This is a genomic window from Streptomyces sp. NPDC048389, from assembly GCF_040706335.1.
GTDB lineage: Bacteria > Actinomycetota > Actinomycetes > Streptomycetales > Streptomycetaceae > Streptomyces.
Window position 1 is genome coordinate 1 of record NZ_JBEZKP010000026.1, and the last position, 15,289, is coordinate 15,289.

Below are 15,289 nucleotides of genomic sequence, written 5' to 3' on the forward strand. Positions count from 1 at the left end.
CTTGCCGGGAGTCATACGCCCCCGACCAGCACGAGCACCCCGAAGCCCATGCACACCAGCCCCGTGACCTGCAACTTCACGATGCACACAACTCAGTGAGACACCCCCACCCTCACGCACCACCTGACCCACAACTCTTGACAATTGTTCGACCCTTGGCGGCTGCTTTCGCGAAAAGCATCTGGCAAACCCCACGCTCAACTACACGTGGGGCGGCTTACGCCTCAAAGACGGGTGCCTGCATCCGGCGGCTGGGGTCGTGCTCAGCGTGGTGTGGTCGCGGAACCTGCCCGCCGAGCCGTCCCCGGTACGCGTCTGCCGCGACCGCCCCGGCCACTGGTACGTGTCCTTCGTCGTGCCCACGCGGGCCCGCAGCCACTGCACGCGACCAGCCGGGCCATCGGTGTCGACCGGGGCGTCCACCGGCGACCACGACGGTCTGCCCCACCCCCGGCGCGGCAGGAAGGCCGCCGTGCAGATGGACGCCCACCAGCGTAAGATCGCCCGCCGCCAACCGGGCCGCGGGCAGGCCGCGTCCAAGCCCCACCGCAGGCGGAACGGCATGCGACCGAGGTGCACCGGAAGATCGCCCGGCAGCGCAAGGACATGGCCAAGTGGGTGTGCAAGGCATCACGGGAGCGGGCCCTGTATACCGGGCGGCCTCCACCGCGTTGTTCAGTGCTGTCAAGGCGGCTTGCAGACAGCGGCAGTCTCCACGGGATCTGTGCTTCGCAGCAGGACGCCGCCAAGGGGTGCCTGCTCAGAGCCTCCCCCTCTGGCCGCCGCCAGTTGCCGGCACGGCAGCACATCGCGGGGGCAGAGCCGCAGTGTGTGCCGTAGATCTTCCGCGGATGCACACACCGCGCGGGCCAATCGCCTCTGGCCCCGAGCCGGTGCGGGAACCGGTCAGTGCCGCAGCGTGCCCGACTCGCGGCTTTCCACGTACCACGTATATGTCCGGGCAATTCCTTCCCGCAGAGCGACACGAGGAGTCCAGCCGAGGGCGGTGAGCCGGGACACGTCGAGGAGCTTGCGCGGCGTACCGTTCGGCTTGGTCGGATCCCACTCGATGCTCCCCCGGTACCCGACAACATCCGCCACGAGTTCCGCCAGTTCCCGGATGCTCAGGTCCGTGCCGGTGCCGACGTTGACCGGACTGTCCGCGTCGTAGAGCTCAAGCAGGTGCAGGCACGCCCGGGCCAGATCGTCCACATGGAGGAACTCCCGACAAGGAGTGCCGCTGCCCCAGTTCACCACCTGTCGCGCACCCGACTCCTTCGCCTCGTGGAAGCGCCGGATCAGGGACGGCAGCACATGCGAGTGCTCCGGGTGGAAGTTGTCACCGGGCCCGTACAGATTGGTCGGCATGGCGGAGATCCAGGGCAGACCGTACTGGCGTCGTACCGCCTGCACCTGCAGGATACCGGCGAGCTTGGCGATGGCGTAGGCGTCGTTGGTCGGCTCCAGAGGGCCTGTCAACACCGCCTCCTCGCGGATGGGCTGCTCGGCGAACTTCGGGTAGATGCAGCTGGACCCCAGGAACAGCAGCCGCTCCACGCCGTGCTTCAGGGCGGCGTCCAGCACGTTCACCTGGATACGGAGATTGTCGGAGAGGAACTCGGCGGGCCGGGTGGCGTTGGCCTTGATCCCCCCCACCCGCGCGGCCGCGAGCACGACCACGTCGGGCCGCATGGCCGCGAACCAGTCGAGGACTGCCCCGCGCTCGCGCAGATCCAGCTCCGCCGACCCGGGCCCGACCAGGTCGGTGAACCCCTCCCGCGTCAGGCACCGCCACACGGCCGAGCCGACGAGACCTCCCTTCCCGGCTACGAACACGCGTGCCGAGCGGTCGAGCGGGTGGTGGACGCTTCTGTCTGTTGCCACTCCACAGGCGGCCGGCGCCGAAGCGATGGGGTGAGTGGCATCGCTGCCGACGTTCATGCAGGTTGACATGGAAGTCGCTCCTTCAACGAGGGCCACGGGACGGGATCGGGCCCGGAACGCACGAAGTCAGCAAGTGCTTCCGGACCGCCCTGCGGCCACTGCGTCCCGGGTGAAGAGGAAGTTCACATAGCGCGCCGGTGGAACGAAGCCCGCCGGCACGGGAGCAGGTCCCCTGCTGCCGAGATGCTGAATGTGACGGTAGCCCAGGTCGAACGCGGTCTCCCGGACCTTGCTCAGGGCTGCCTCGTCGAGGCACTCCGCGATGATGGCGGGGTGGTGGACGCGAATGCTCTTCTCCAAGCCGCGCAGCACCTGCGGTTCGAGCCCCTCCACGTCGATCTTGATGAGGTCGACCGCACGTCCGTCGAGCACCTCGTCCCCCGTGGTGACCTTCACGTCGGCGACGCTTTGCGCCGGCCACCTGTCCAGCAGGGAGGCTTTCGTCGCGTTGGCGGGGATCCTCAGCCGGGTGCGCCCAGGTGTATCCGAGAGTGCCTTGTCGATGACGGTGACGCGGCTCTCGAACCGGTTGGCCCGGATGTTGCGGTTCAGCATGAGGGTTGCGGCCGGGTTGGGTTCAATGGCCAGGGCCTCAAGGTTCGGGTTGGCCCTGCAGGCGAGCAGGGTGTAGATGCCGGAGAAGGCGCCGATGTCGACGAACCGACGGGCGCTGCGGGCGAGTTGGTACACGACCGGGTGGGTGGTCTCCTCCCAGTGCCGCATGTTGGTCCAGATCAGGCCCCGGGCCAGGATGTCAGCGTCGCTGCTGACGTAGCGGAAGGTGCGTCCGTCGGGGGCACGTAGGCTCCACTCTCCCGTCGGATGCAGGCGTCTCCACACCGCGCGGGGCACTACGCCGCGCATAGCCCCGGCGCGAACAGCCCGTTGGCAGCCCGGAAGGCGGAGGAAGAGGTCGCGTGTGCTGGTCAAGATCTCTTTGGAGGACACGGGCGCAGCATAATCAGGGCATATTGCGCAAGGTTCGCCTGTGGAGTGTGTTGTTGCGCGGGGGCGGCCGATTTCACTCCGGCGCCGCACTTCTGCACCTGACTGTTGCGGTACAGCTCAGTACCCGGCGCCCGCACCCTCGTTCACCAGCGCGTCGAGCCGATCCAGTGGTGCGACGGGCGAAGCGAGGACATAGTCGTAGTCGATGCCGAGGTTGCGGCTCAAGCGGGCATAGCAGTCGTTGAACCATGAGTCCGGGAAAATCTCGATCACACGCTCGGCCCGCTGAGCCCACACCAGGTTGGCCAGACCGGCTCCGTGCGGAGCAATGACCGTACGGGCGCCGGCGAACAGCGCTCGCTGCTCCTTGAAGGAGAGGTCCTGGGCGTACACCACTGTGACGCCCGCCTGCCGCATCACGCGCTCGACCTCCGCCTCGTTTGACAATGCTCGCTTGGAATCCTTCAAGCGGCTCACGTAGACGGCGTCGACGTCGGCGGGGTCCGCAGGAAAGGCTGCGCGCAGTCGGTCGATCTCAGCACGTTGAACGAAGCCGGACATGGGCTCGACGGCGGCGAGGACGCACGAGTCGACGTGTGCGATGTCGTCCAGGCGGACGATTCTGGAGGGTCCGACCAGGTGCTCCGCAGCCGCCAGCACATGGGCCGGCACCCTCCTCGGCATCAAGAGCAGCGCCTCGGGCTCGACACTGAGAGCGAAGACCGCGGCGGGGAGTACCTCGAGCAGCCAGTGGTAGTAGCCCGTCGGCGCGAAGGCGACGACGGGACGACCAGCGAGTCGCCTGACCGGGAGCAACGGTTCGTGACGGACGTCGCCCCAGCCGAGCGACCGGATGAGGGATCCGTAGCTCTCTTCCAGGACGGGGCCGCCGGGCAGCCAGATGAGGCCGCTGTGCGGGCTGAGCAGCACGTCGTGAAGCCGGTATGCATGGCGCTCGTCGAACGCCTTGGACCGGCGGAACCGCGGTGGGAAGCCGACGGGGAAGTCGTAGCGCTCGACCACGGCCTCGGTCCTGGTCAACGACTCGCTCACATGCCTGGCAATCCTGGGCTCGTGCATACGTTCCGCGATCGAGCGCACATAGACCCGCGGCATCCCTCCTGAGACCGGTCCGAGCAGCGCCTGGCTGGCGGTCCTCGCCATCAGAACTCTGCCGCGGGCTGTCAGTTCGCGCAGCTTCGGCGTCATACCCCGGAACATAAGACCGGGCAGCTGGTGCCGTTCGGTTACGCGCCCACGATCGGGCGCGTATTCACCCATTGCGCCGATGCCGTACGGCGCCGGTTACGGAATCAGAGTGATCCCCCGGCAGACACATGCGGAGAAGGGTAGTCGGAGCGGCCGGGCATGCGACGTTGGGATCGTGATACTCCATTCTGTGAATCCGGGGTGGTAAGTGTGGGTCCTCCCCCAATCCGGGAGCAGCGCAAGCTGATCGTCGTCGGTCAGGGATACGTGGGTCTCCCGCTGGCCATGCGCGCGGTGGAAGCGGGATTCTCCGTCGTCGGCGTGGACACGGACGAGCTGCGGGTCAAGCGTCTGGCGTCCGGCGATTCGTACATCGAGGGAGTTGGCAATAGGCGTTTGATCGCCGCGCTGGACAGTGGCCGCTACAAGGTGACCACCGACTACGGCGAAATCTCCGACTTCGACATCTGCACCATCACCGTGCCGACACCGCTGCGCGAGGGCGTGCCGGATCTGAGTTTCGTGGAATGTGCCGCCCGGAGCATCGCCTCCCACATCACCCCCGGCGCCACTGTTGTTCTGGAGTCGACCACGTACCCCGGCACCACGGAGAGTCTGCTGCGGCCATTGCTGGAGAACGGCAGCGGACTGAAGGCCGGTACGGGTTTCCACCTTGGCTACAGTCCCGAGCGTATCGACCCGGGTAACCCACAGTGGCAGCTGGAGAACACTCCCAAGGTGATCTCCGGCCTCGACCCGGCGTCACTGCAGGAGATCGAGCGCTTCTACGCGCGCATCGTCGAACGCACTGTGCCCGTGTCCTCCTGCCGTACCGCCGAGCTGACCAAGCTGCTGGAGAACACCTTCCGTCACGTCAACATCGCCCTGGTCAACGAGATGGCGACGTTGTCGAGGGGTCTGGGTGCGGACATCTGGGAGGCCATCGAGGCAGCCGACACCAAGCCGTTCGGCTTCATGGCGTTCAGGCCGGGCCCCGGTGTGGGCGGGCACTGCTTGCCGGTGGACCCGTCGTATCTCTCCTGGCAGGTCAAGCGGCTGCTGCGGCAGAGTGTCCGGTTCATCGCGCTGGCGAACGAGATCAATGATGGCATGCCGGACCACGTCGTCTGGCGAATCAGCCGGGGCCTGAACGAACGCGGGAAGTCCGTCAATGGCTCTCGGGTCCTGCAACTGGGCCTGGCCTACAAGAAGAACACCGGCGACATCCGCGAATCACCTTCCGTCATGCTCGCCCGGTCATTGCAAAACCTCGGCGCCCGGGTCGTCGCGGTGGAACCACACACCGACTCCTATCTCCTTCCCCCGGACATCGTCTGCGTGGAGTTGACCGAAGCCGAAGTCCGGGCGGCCGACGTGGTCGTCGTGGCAACCGATCACGATGATTTCGACTATGCGCTCGTCGAGCAGGCCGGGGCGTACATTTTCGACACCCGTAACCGCTGTCGGGCGGAGCAGGTCGAGGTCCTGTGACCCCGCCTTCCTGTGCCCAGTGCGTCGCGATCGGTAAACAGGGGTCGGGGCCGCCGGCCATCCTCCTCTGCGCCGTCGCGTGGTCGAACTCGTTCGAATCAGCGCGCGGCCTGGTTGAGGACTCACGAGTGATTCACCCCGTAATGATGAGGACTTCCAGTTGAGGAGTCTCACGTGCCACCAGTGCGCATCGCGGTGCTGATGACCAGTCACAACCGCCACGACAAGACACTCGCCGCGCTCGCCGCGCTCGCCGGACAGCGCGGGCTGCCGGAGGACACCACGGTACGCACCTACCTGGTGGACGCCGGCAGCACCGACGGCACACCCGAGGCGGTTCGCGCTGCCCACCCCGAGGTGGAGGTCACCACGGTCGGCCCCGACATCTACTGGAGCCACGGTATGCGGATCGCGAGCCGCAACAGCCGTCGATGCGGCGAACCGGCCTGGGACTACCAGCTCTGGCTCAACGACGATGTGACGCTGGAAGGGGACGCGCTCACCGTGCTGCTCGACACCGCACACGCTGTGGGCCCCGGCAAGGTCGTGGTCGGCGCCGTGCGTGCCTCGGTCGATGACCGCACCACGTACTCGGGACGCCGCGGCCGTGCGCTCGCGCTGGTCGAGCCCACCGGTCGACCCGAGCGCTGCGACACGTACAACGGCAACGTGGTGCTGTTGCCCAGGGTGGTGTGTGAACGGGTCGGCGACATCGACGAGGTCTTCCAGCACGGCATCGGCGACTACGATCACGGATTCCGCGTCCGCCAAGCAGGCATTCCCGCCTATGTGACGCCGTGTCACGTCGGCATCTGCGACCGGAACCCACCGCACACCGGGTCCCGAGAACCGGGCATCGGCGTGCGCGAGGCGCTGCGCCGGATCACCTCTCAGCGTGAACTGCCGCCCCGCCAATGGTGGGTCTTCTGCCTGCGGCACGGTTGGCCGCGGGCCCCGCTGCTGATGTTCTCGCCCTATGTGAAGACCGCGGCGCGAGCCTCCTTCCGTCGCTCTCCCGCGGGGGATTGATCCCTTGCCACTCGATCCGACGACACTGCTGCTCGGCGGCGCCGCGCTCATCAGCTGCGCGGCGCTCACCGCGAGCTTCGTCCGCTGGCCGGTCTGGGGAATCGGCCTGTATGTCGCCGTCCAGCTCTGGCAGACACAGCAGAACGTGCGTCAGTCACTTCCGGGCGCGGGCCTGAATGTGTTGCCCACAGATGTGCTGACCGTGTGTCTGCTGGTCGCTGCCCTCATCATGCTCAGGGGACGAGTGCGCGGCGCCACGGCCCTGCTTCTCGCCCTGCTGGTACTGACGGGCTACGCACTGATCCGCGGGTTCGGGATCTTCGGCGTCCAGGCGGCGGGCAATGAAGCCCGAACCAACTTCATTCAGCTCATCTGCGCCGCACTCTTCGTCGCCGTCCTCTCTGGCGGTCGCAACCTGGTGCGCGCAGTCACCCTCATCTGGGTGCTGGCAGCCTGTGCTCTGTCCTGCCTCGCACTGCTGGGGTGGCTGAACGTCGGTATCGGCTCCAACTCCGACCAGATCATGGTCGACGGAGTGCTCACCAACGCCCGCCCGGTAAGTGCTGCTCAAACACTGGTCATCGGCCAGGCAGCCATGATGCTGCTGTGTGGTCGTGGCTCCGCGCGGGGGAGGGCGCTGGCCTGGCTGCTCCTGGCAGTCGTCGTTCTGGCCCAGCACCGCACCATCTGGCTGGCCGTGGGCATCATGATCACGGGGTGGCTGGTGTCCCGCCACCGGCAGACGGGATCCCGTGCTGCGGCACTGGTCGTTCTGGGCTCGCTCGGCATGCTCTCCGTGCTGGCCGTTTCGTGGGGAGCCGCCGACAGGGTCACCTCAAAACTCACCGCCTCCAGTGAAGACGATCGGACGCTGGTGTGGCGGATGGAGGGCTGGCACGCTCTGCTGCCCCGGCTCAAAGAGGTGCCGGACTGGCTACTGGGACTGCCCTTCGGATCCGGGTACGACCGCATGATCAACGGAACATTTGTCGCTGTTTCGCCCCACAACTACTACCTGGAGGTCTTGCTGCGTCTCGGCCTCCTCGGCGTTGCGGTACTCCTCCTGGTGTATGCCACGGCATGGCGCGCAGCAGGAGCGGACAGTGAGCACAAGCTGATGCTCCGGCTGCTCATCTGCAGCCAGTTGGTCTACATGACCACCTACTCCCTTACCCCCGAACAGGCCGTGATCCTTGGTCTGTTGGCGGCGTGCGCACAGCAGCGCGGCGCTTGTCGTCCCCCCACCCTCAAGGAGTCGCCATGTCCGACAAAACCGCACTCATCACCGGCATCACCGGCCAGGACGGCTCGTATCTAGCCGAACTCCTGCTCTCCAAGGGCTACCTGGTGCACGGCCTCATCCGCCGCTCCTCCACCTTCACCACCCAGCGGATCGACCACCTCTACCAGGACCCGCACGAGCCCGACGCCCGCCTCCGGCTGCACTACGGAGATCTGGCCGACGGCTCCCGCATCGCTGCCCTGCTGGAGGGCATCCAGCCCGACGAGGTCTACCACCTGGCCGCCCAGTCGCACGTCCGGGTCTCCTTCGACGAACCCGAGTTCACCGGGACCACCACGGGCCTGGGCACCACCCGTCTCCTCGAAGCCATCCGGATGACCGGGCTGCCGTGCCGCTTCTACCAGGCATCCAGTTCCGAGATGTTCGGGACGACTGAGCCCCCTCAGTCGGAGTCGTCGATCTTCCACCCGCGCTCGCCGTACGCGGCCGCCAAGGTGTACGCCTACTGGATCACCCGCAACTACCGTGAGGCGTACGGCATCCACGCCGTCAACGGAATCCTCTTCAATCATGAGTCCCCGCGCCGCGGCGAGACCTTCGTGACCCGCAAGATCGCCCGCGCCGCGGCCCGCATCGCCCGCGGCGAGCAGGACGCCCTCCATCTCGGCAACCTGGAGGCCCGCCGGGACTGGGGCTACGCGCCCGAGTACGTCGACGCGATGTGGCGCATGCTCCAGCAGGACGAGCCCGGCGACTACGTGGTCGCCACCGGCACCAGCTACAGCGTGCGCGACTTCCTGAGCTTCTGCTTCGACCACGCGGGCCTCGACTGGGAGAAGCACATCCGCTTCGACGAGCGCTACCTGCGCCCTTCAGAAGTCCCCGATCTGGTCGGTGACGCCTCGAAGGCCGAACGTGAACTGGGCTGGAAGGCCACCGTGCATGCTCCGGATCTGGCCCAGATCATGGTCGACGCCGAGCTGGCCGCCGTTCCCGCTCCGGCTCGCGAGCGTTCGCTGACGGGAGCCTGAGCGATGACCACCGCCGCCGTCCAGCAGCTGAGCCATGTCAAGCCCGTGCTGCGCGGTGCCCGTGACCTGCTGATGCGCTCGCGTACCTTTCAGCGGGCGGTACGGGCCGGAACGGTACGCGGCCATGTGCCGCTCACCGTCTGGCGGCATTTGCACCCCACCGGTGTCTGGCAGGTGCACGCACCCGACGGCAGCACGTTCCACTACCACTGCGGCCCGGACGACGTACTCGCCGGGCCGGTGGTCTGGACGGATCTGCGGCTGTGGGAGGAGGCCACCCACCCGCTCTTCTACCGGCTCGCCCGCACCGCGCGCGGGTTCCTGGACGCCGGGGCCTACGCCGGCCTCTACACCCTGTTGGCCTGTCAGGCAAACCCGCGGCTGCACGCCGTCGCGGTCGAGCCGAACCTGGTCGCGACCCGGATGCTGCGTCGCAACCTCGATGTCAACCGTTTCGGGCCCAGGGTGCACGTCGTCGGCAAGGCACTCTCGCAGGAGCCGGGCCGGGCACGTCTGACCGTGCCCGAACGCATCACCACGGCCACCCTGCGCGCCGGAGCCGACGCCCCCGGGTGCAGCACCGTCGACGTGGAAGTGACCACGGCGGACCTCGCGGTCGGTGACCGTCCCATCGACCTGGTGAAGATCGATGTGGAAGGTCTCGAGCCGGAGGTGCTGCGCGGCATGTCCCGGATTCTGGCCGACCACCGTCCGGTCGTGATCGCCGAGTGCCTCGACCGGCCCGCCCTGGAACGGCTGCGCTCCACGGCCGCCGAGTTCGGCTACCAGCATGTCCATCACCTCGCTCCGCACGGGCCGGTCGCCGTACCGCCCGGCTTCGTCCCTCCTCAGCGCCACCAGAACTTCCTTCTGACCACTGCCCCTTTCACCTCCTCATGACCGATGCTCCAACCACCGCAGGTCGCGTCCGGTCCGTGTTGAGCTGGAGCTATGGCGGCGCTGCCGTATCCGTCGTTCTCCAGCTCGGCTACACCGCATGGACCGCGCGCGTGGCACCGCACAGCGCCTTCGGCGCCTATGCGATCGCCCTCACGGTGACGCAGCTGCCCGGGCTGATCGCCACAGCCGGTCTGGCGACCTGCGTCCTGCGTGCCGAGCGACTCAGCCGCGCTCTCCTCCGCTCCGCACTCCGGCTCTCCATGCTGACCGGTGTGGCCTGCTGGGTGGTTGTCGAGTTCGCCGCCCCGTGGTGCGCGGTGCTGTGGGGGATGCCCGAACTGGCGCTCTTCATCCGGCTGTTGGGGTGCCAGTATTTGGTGGCGCCGACAGGTTGCGTGCTGTTGGCTGCATTGCGCCGGGCCGGCCTGCCCGGCTACGCAGCGGTCGCCGAGCTCACCGGGCAGGTGGCAGGCTGCGTGGTCGCAGCCGTCGTACTCACCCGCACCGGTTCCGCGGCGGCCCTTGGCCTGGCCCTTCCGGTCGCGGCTTTCACCACCTTCGGGCTCTCCGTGTGCGGATCGGCGGCGAAGCTCGTTCTGGCGCGGGACTCGGGCGCTCCGTCCGGTTCGCTGCTGGGGCTGTCCGGGTTCCTCACCGGCTTCGCGCTGCTGCGCACCCTGGCGGCCAGTGCTCCGCTGTGGGTGGCGGGCCGACTGCTCGGTCCCGGCACGGCCGGGCTCTGGTCCCGTGCCCAGATGCTGTCCGACGTACCGGTGAACGTCCTGCTCAGGGGCCTCAATCAGGCAGCTGTACCGTTGCTCGCCGACCGCCGCAGCCAGGGACTGCCACTGACCCGGCCCGCGCAGCATCTGCTGTACGCCGCCTCTGCGGGGTTCGTCGCCTTTGGCGCTCTGGCCGGCGCCGGACCCGCTGCGCTCGCCCTGCTGCTCGGGCCCGGTTGGGGAGGCGCCGTAGCGCTGGTGCCGGCATTCGCCGCGTGGGCCGCACTGCAGGTCGTATATGCGGCCGGGTGTTCGCTGGATCTTGCCCGTGGAGCCCGGCGCGACCTCATCCGCGCGCAGCTGGTTGTGCTCGTCGTCACCGGAGTGGGGCTCATCGGCGCCGTCGGCTGGCGTGAGCCACTGCCGTTCATCGTGACCGGGGTGGCCGGGCTGGCCGTTGGCCACGTCGTTCAGCTGGTCCGCTGGCACAGAACCGACACGCTCGACGCCGGCGGCGTGGGCCGCGCCCATCTCACGCACTTTGCGGCCGGGACCATGCTGGCTGTGGCCGGCCACTGGGGCGACCGTGCCCTGGGCGGTTTGCCCGGAGCGGTGCTCGCCATGTCTCCGGTGCTGCTTGGGTGTCTGCTGTTGCGCGGTCGGTTGCCGGCCTATCAGGCAGCCGCCGAGATCGGACTGCTGCGCCGCCCAGGTCGCCGAGAGAAGCAGCCCGAGACCGTTCCGATGCCCCGGCCGTGAGGGAGTCCTGCAAGAAGGGTGCGGTCCTTCCTCCGGGACACCCTGGCTGAGAGCGACCGCCCGGCCGGGTGCTGCGGACCTCGCCCACGCTACCGGTCCGGTGCAGCCCGAAGTGGATGACGTCAGTCGCAGCAGCCGTCCTCACCCTGGACCCAGGGTCCTTGCCTGATCGGGATCTGTTCGGGTTGATCACTTGAGGCCGAGCGCCGACAGCGGTCGGAGGTAGTCGCGGCTGGTGCGTCGGAGGGCGGCGGCGATGCCGGTCTCGCCGTTCTGACGGAAGAGGCTGATGGCGAGGTTGCGCAGGCTGGCCATGGTGCGGGGCAGGGTCTTGGTGCGGACCCTGGAGTCGTCCTCGCGCAAGGTCCGGTCACGCACGTGGTGCGGGAGGTTCTCGATGCCCCAGTGACCCCCTGATCCAGGCGGCGAGTTCGGTTGGAGTGGCGTCGAAGACGTCGAGGCTGGTGATCAGGTAGACGCGCTCGATCGTCAGCTTCCCGGTGGCGAGGTCGCGGCGCCATCGAACGACTTGGATCGCCTGGCGGGCGCCGGGGCAGTCGATGTGGCGGAACGCGGCGACCTTGAGGCGGCGGATCTCATCGCGGTGGTGGGCCCGGTCGCGGGTGTGGTGGTCCAGCGGGATCTCGGCCCAGGGCAGCTTGGTGACCTGCGCATACAGGCCGGGGTGGTTCTTCTTGATGGCGGCCAGGTAGTGGGCTCCGCGCTCAAGGAGGTACGCGCCGTGGCCGTGCCGGGTGTGCAGGGCGTCACCGGTCAGCACAGTGCTCTCCAGATCAATCGTGTCCAACAGAGGCTGGAAGGCGGGTATTTCGTTGCTCTTGTCGGCGATCTGCCGCTGAGCCAGGACCACGCCGTGGAGGTCCGTCGCGGCCGGCAGCCGGATCGCGGTCGCGGTCCGGGTGCGCGAGCCTCGCAGGGTCTTGCCGTCGACGGCGACGGCCCGCAGGGCCGGTCGTTTCGGGGGTGGTTCGGGTGGCGCCGGTGGTGGGGTTCTGGCCTGTAGGTATGCGCCGATGGCCGCGTCCGGCGCGTCGCCGTCGACGTGTTGGAGCAGGCGGCGGACGGTAGCGGCGTGCGGCACCGCCCGCAGGCCGGTGAGCGGGTCGGCCGGAAAGCCGAGGGTTCCCAGGGCGTGCTGCGGCGCATCTGTGATCCATTCACTGATCGCGATGAGCGAGTGGGCGCCCGTCAGGACCGCCGCGGCCGCACAGAGCAGCGCGTGCGCCGGATACCGCCGCCGCTTCCGCCCGCGGGGATCGGGCACCAGGTCCAGGAAGCGCCGCGGGTCAGCAGCGTCCTCGCGGGCGGTCCGGGCGTTCGCAAGGGTCAGTTGTCCCAGCCCTGCGGGCATGGGCGATGATGTTCGGACAGGCACGGTCTCGCTCGGTTCTCATGGGTCTCGACAACCACATGATCACCAGCGCCGTGCCTGCTCTGCTTCCCGGGCTCTTCTCGCACCAAGCTGGGACATGACGTCACGTCACACCCGAGACCGGCGATCCGGACCGACCGCCTTCACGCAATGCCCCTGACTCTGGACCGGCAGCGCTGAAAGAGTCGATAGCTCGTATGGCAATCGGAATTCCCGTCCATGGAAGCGACACCATGCGAAATCGGGTGTGATTTCACCGCGACATCGCTCGAGAACGAGCGGGGGATGCCCAAGGGTTTCCCGTGCCTCACCCTATTCCCTGTGCAACACCCCCAGTGATTCTCATCCGCTCGACGACGCTGCCGTGATATGACAAAGGTCCGACCGAGCGGCCGACAGGGAGAGCAAGTGGCGGCGAACCTGGCTACCGAGCTTGAATCGTTCCGGAATATTTGGAAGGGGGGGTTCTTCGGGGCTGACCCGCTCGCACCACTGGACTCCCTTTACGGACTGTGGGGCTACACGTCGATGCAACACGCCATTTACCTGGCCTGCATCAAGCCGTACATCAACAGCAAGACCAGTGCCGTGGAGATCGGCCCTGGGCGGGGAGCCTGGACGCGTGCCATGGTCGGTGCCGGCGAGGTCACCTGCCTGGATGCCCTCTCGGCCGAGCACAACGGCTTCTGGCAATACGTCGGCAGGCGCGAGAACGTCCGGTACTTCAAGGTCGAGGACTTCAGTTGCGGCATGCTGGCCGACGACAGCGTCGATTATCTGTTCAGTTTCGACGCGCTGTGCCACGTCAGTTTCGACGGCATCTCCGCTTATATGGACAGCCTCTTTCCGAAGTTCCGGTCGGGGGCGCATGGCTTCATCATGGTGGCGGACTACGCCAAGTACAACAGCTTCGTGGAGAACCTGCCCCAATTCGACGTGACGCGAACTCTGCTGGCGAAGAACAGCGGGCAGTTGAAGCAGCGCCTGGTCGACGTCTACCTGCTGCCGCTGCAGACACGCGCCCGCAACCGAGCCCCCTGGCGCCCCCTGAACCTCTCGGAGGACGACGTGGCCCGTCCTGGCCGGTGGTACAACGCAGGCGGCACGCGCACCTGCGAGCTGCTGGAGAAGTTGGGCTACGAGGTTCTGGACCCGGACATGGAACTGGACTACCGCAGCCCAGTGATTCACTTTCGCAAACCCTGACAGCTGTCCGAGGAAGGCCAAAGGGCGGCGTCCCGGTCTCGGCCGTGCAGGACACATCCCGGCGGCCGGAAGAAGGCCAAGCTGTCAAGCCCCGGGTTTCGTGGAGACTGAGTTGGCTGGTTTTCTGGAGTGATGCAGGGGGTTCGGCCGCGAGGTAGTGGGCGGCCTCGTGTTCGGCGGGGGTGACGTGGCCGAGTTCGCCGTGGAGGCGGCGCTGGTTGAACCAGTCGATGTACTCGGCGACCGCGATCTCGATGTCGTTGATGCCGGTCCACGGCCCCTTGCTGCGGATCGGCTCGGCCTTGGACAGGCTGTTGAACGCTTCGGCGAGGGACAGTCATACGAGTCGCCCTTGGAGCCGACCGAGGCCACGGCGGCCTCGTGTTCGAGACGTTCGGTGTAGCGCAGAGCTCGGTACTGACCGGACTCCGCGGTCCGAGTGGTGCGTGAGGGCGGTGAGGTCGGCGCCGGTATGCCGGCGGCGCCAGATCGCCATCTCCAGCGCGTCGAGGGCGAGGTCGGTGTAGAGGGAGGTGGCGACCTGCCGGCCGACGACCATACGGGAGAAGACGTCGATGACGAAGGCGGCGTAGACCCAGCCGGAGAAGGTGCGGATGTAGGTGATGTCCGCGACCCACAGCTGGTTCGGGGCGGTGGCGGTGAGCTGCCGCTGCACCAGGTCGGCGGGCCGGTCGGTCTCGGGGGCGGGACGTGTGGTTCGCGGGCTCTTCGCCCGGATCACCCCGCGCAGTCCGGCCTGGCGCATGAGGCGTTCGACCGTGCAGCGGGCCACCGTGAAGCCCTCACGCACCAGGGCGGCATGGACCTTGCGGGCGCCGTAGAGACCGTAGTTGTCGGTATGGATGCGGCGTATGACCTCGGTGAGTTCCTCGTCGCGCCGGCTGCGGGCCGAGGGCGGGCGGGTGCGGGCGGCGTAGTAGGTGCTCGGCGCGATCGGCGCGTCCGTCCCGGCGAGGACGTCGCAGATCGGCTGGACGACGAACAGGTTCTTGTACTGGTCGATGTAGGCGACCTTCATCGCAGTGGACGGTCCAGCTCCGCGGTGAAGAAGGCCGAGGCGGACTTCAGTATCGCGTTCGCCCGCCGCGGTTCCTTCACCTCCGTTCCAGCTCCGCGATCCGGGCGGTCTCGGCGCTGGTGGTCCCGGGCGCGATGCCTTCGTCGGTCTCGGCCCGCTTGACCCATCCCCGCAGGGCTTCGGGGTACACGTCGAGCTGGTCGGCGATGCGCTTGATCGCGCCGGCCCGGCCGACCGGGTCCTTGCGGGCCTCGACCGCCAGACGCGTCGCACGCTCACGCAGTTCGTCGGGGTACTTTTGGGGAGCAGCCGTGATCGGCATCCTTCCGGGTCTTCGATGTCTCCATCAAACCCGGGGCGATTCAGAGAGCCGGG

Annotated in this window: 12 protein-coding genes and 1 pseudogene; 7 read left to right on the plus strand and 6 right to left on the minus strand. The window is 67.7% G+C overall.

The window, feature by feature from the left end; translation table 11 throughout:
* Window positions 1-906: 906 nt before the first annotated feature.
* The 3 genes from AB0903_RS19065 to AB0903_RS19075 form a co-directional block, all read right to left on the minus strand.
* Window positions 907-1,953, minus strand: a complete 1,047-nt coding sequence (locus AB0903_RS19065; RefSeq protein ID WP_366704211.1) for a GDP-L-fucose synthase — start codon at window positions 1,951-1,953, stop codon at window positions 907-909.
* A 57-nt stretch (window positions 1,954-2,010) separates the two neighbouring features.
* Window positions 2,011-2,796 (minus strand): FkbM family methyltransferase, encoded by a 786-nt coding sequence (locus tag AB0903_RS19070; protein WP_366704213.1) that lies wholly within the window; start codon window positions 2,794-2,796, stop codon window positions 2,011-2,013.
* 213 nt (window positions 2,797-3,009) lie between these two features.
* On the minus strand, window positions 3,010-4,101 hold the full coding sequence (locus AB0903_RS19075) for a glycosyltransferase family 61 protein (protein ID WP_366704215.1): 1,092 nt from the start codon (window positions 4,099-4,101) through the stop codon (window positions 3,010-3,012).
* 210 nt (window positions 4,102-4,311) lie between these two features.
* Between AB0903_RS19075 and AB0903_RS19080 the strand changes: the two genes are divergently transcribed.
* The 6 genes from AB0903_RS19080 to AB0903_RS19105 all read left to right on the plus strand — a co-directional run bounded on the left by AB0903_RS19080 (window position 4,312) and on the right by AB0903_RS19105 (window position 11,276).
* Window positions 4,312-5,592: a nucleotide sugar dehydrogenase gene (locus AB0903_RS19080; protein WP_366704217.1), complete on the plus strand. Its 1,281-nt coding sequence runs from the start codon at window positions 4,312-4,314 to the stop codon at window positions 5,590-5,592.
* 174 nt (window positions 5,593-5,766) lie between these two features.
* Window positions 5,767-6,621 carry a glycosyltransferase gene (locus AB0903_RS19085; protein WP_366704219.1) on the plus strand — a complete coding sequence of 285 codons (855 nt, stop codon included), beginning with the start codon at window positions 5,767-5,769 and terminating at the stop codon, window positions 6,619-6,621.
* A 4-nt stretch (window positions 6,622-6,625) separates the two neighbouring features.
* Window positions 6,626-7,939 (plus strand): O-antigen ligase family protein, encoded by a 1,314-nt coding sequence (locus AB0903_RS19090; protein WP_366704221.1) that lies wholly within the window; start codon window positions 6,626-6,628, stop codon window positions 7,937-7,939.
* Entirely contained in the window at window positions 7,882-8,895 is a 1,014-nt protein-coding gene (gene gmd / locus AB0903_RS19095; RefSeq protein WP_366704223.1) for a GDP-mannose 4,6-dehydratase, read from the plus strand. The genes AB0903_RS19090 and gmd overlap by 58 nt, the downstream gene beginning before the upstream one ends.
* Window positions 8,896-8,898: 3 nt before the next feature.
* On the plus strand, window positions 8,899-9,795 hold the full coding sequence (locus tag AB0903_RS19100; protein WP_366704225.1) for an FkbM family methyltransferase: 897 nt from the start codon (window positions 8,899-8,901) through the stop codon (window positions 9,793-9,795).
* A 35-nt stretch (window positions 9,796-9,830) separates the two neighbouring features.
* Window positions 9,831-11,276: an oligosaccharide flippase family protein gene (locus AB0903_RS19105; protein WP_366704227.1), complete on the plus strand. Its 1,446-nt coding sequence runs from the start codon at window positions 9,831-9,833 to the stop codon at window positions 11,274-11,276.
* 189 nt (window positions 11,277-11,465) lie between these two features.
* On the opposite strand, the gene AB0903_RS19110 is transcribed toward AB0903_RS19105, so the two are convergent.
* Window positions 11,466-11,654, minus strand: coding sequence for a hypothetical protein (locus AB0903_RS19110; RefSeq protein ID WP_366704229.1), 189 nt, complete (start codon window positions 11,652-11,654; stop codon window positions 11,466-11,468).
* Window positions 11,647-12,648, minus strand: coding sequence for an ISAs1 family transposase (locus AB0903_RS19115; RefSeq protein ID WP_366704231.1), 1,002 nt, complete (start codon window positions 12,646-12,648; stop codon window positions 11,647-11,649). The genes AB0903_RS19110 and AB0903_RS19115 overlap by 8 nt, the downstream gene beginning before the upstream one ends.
* A gap of 429 nt (window positions 12,649-13,077) precedes the next feature.
* On the opposite strand from AB0903_RS19115, the gene AB0903_RS19120 reads away from it, so the two are divergent.
* Entirely contained in the window at window positions 13,078-13,875 is a 798-nt protein-coding gene (locus AB0903_RS19120) for a class I SAM-dependent methyltransferase (RefSeq protein WP_366704350.1), read from the plus strand.
* Between the two features lie 154 nt (window positions 13,876-14,029).
* Here the strand turns inward: AB0903_RS19120 and AB0903_RS19125 are convergent.
* A pseudogene (locus AB0903_RS19125) lies at window positions 14,030-15,236 on the minus strand (IS3 family transposase); the annotation flags it as partial.
* Window positions 15,237-15,289 lie beyond the last annotated feature (53 nt).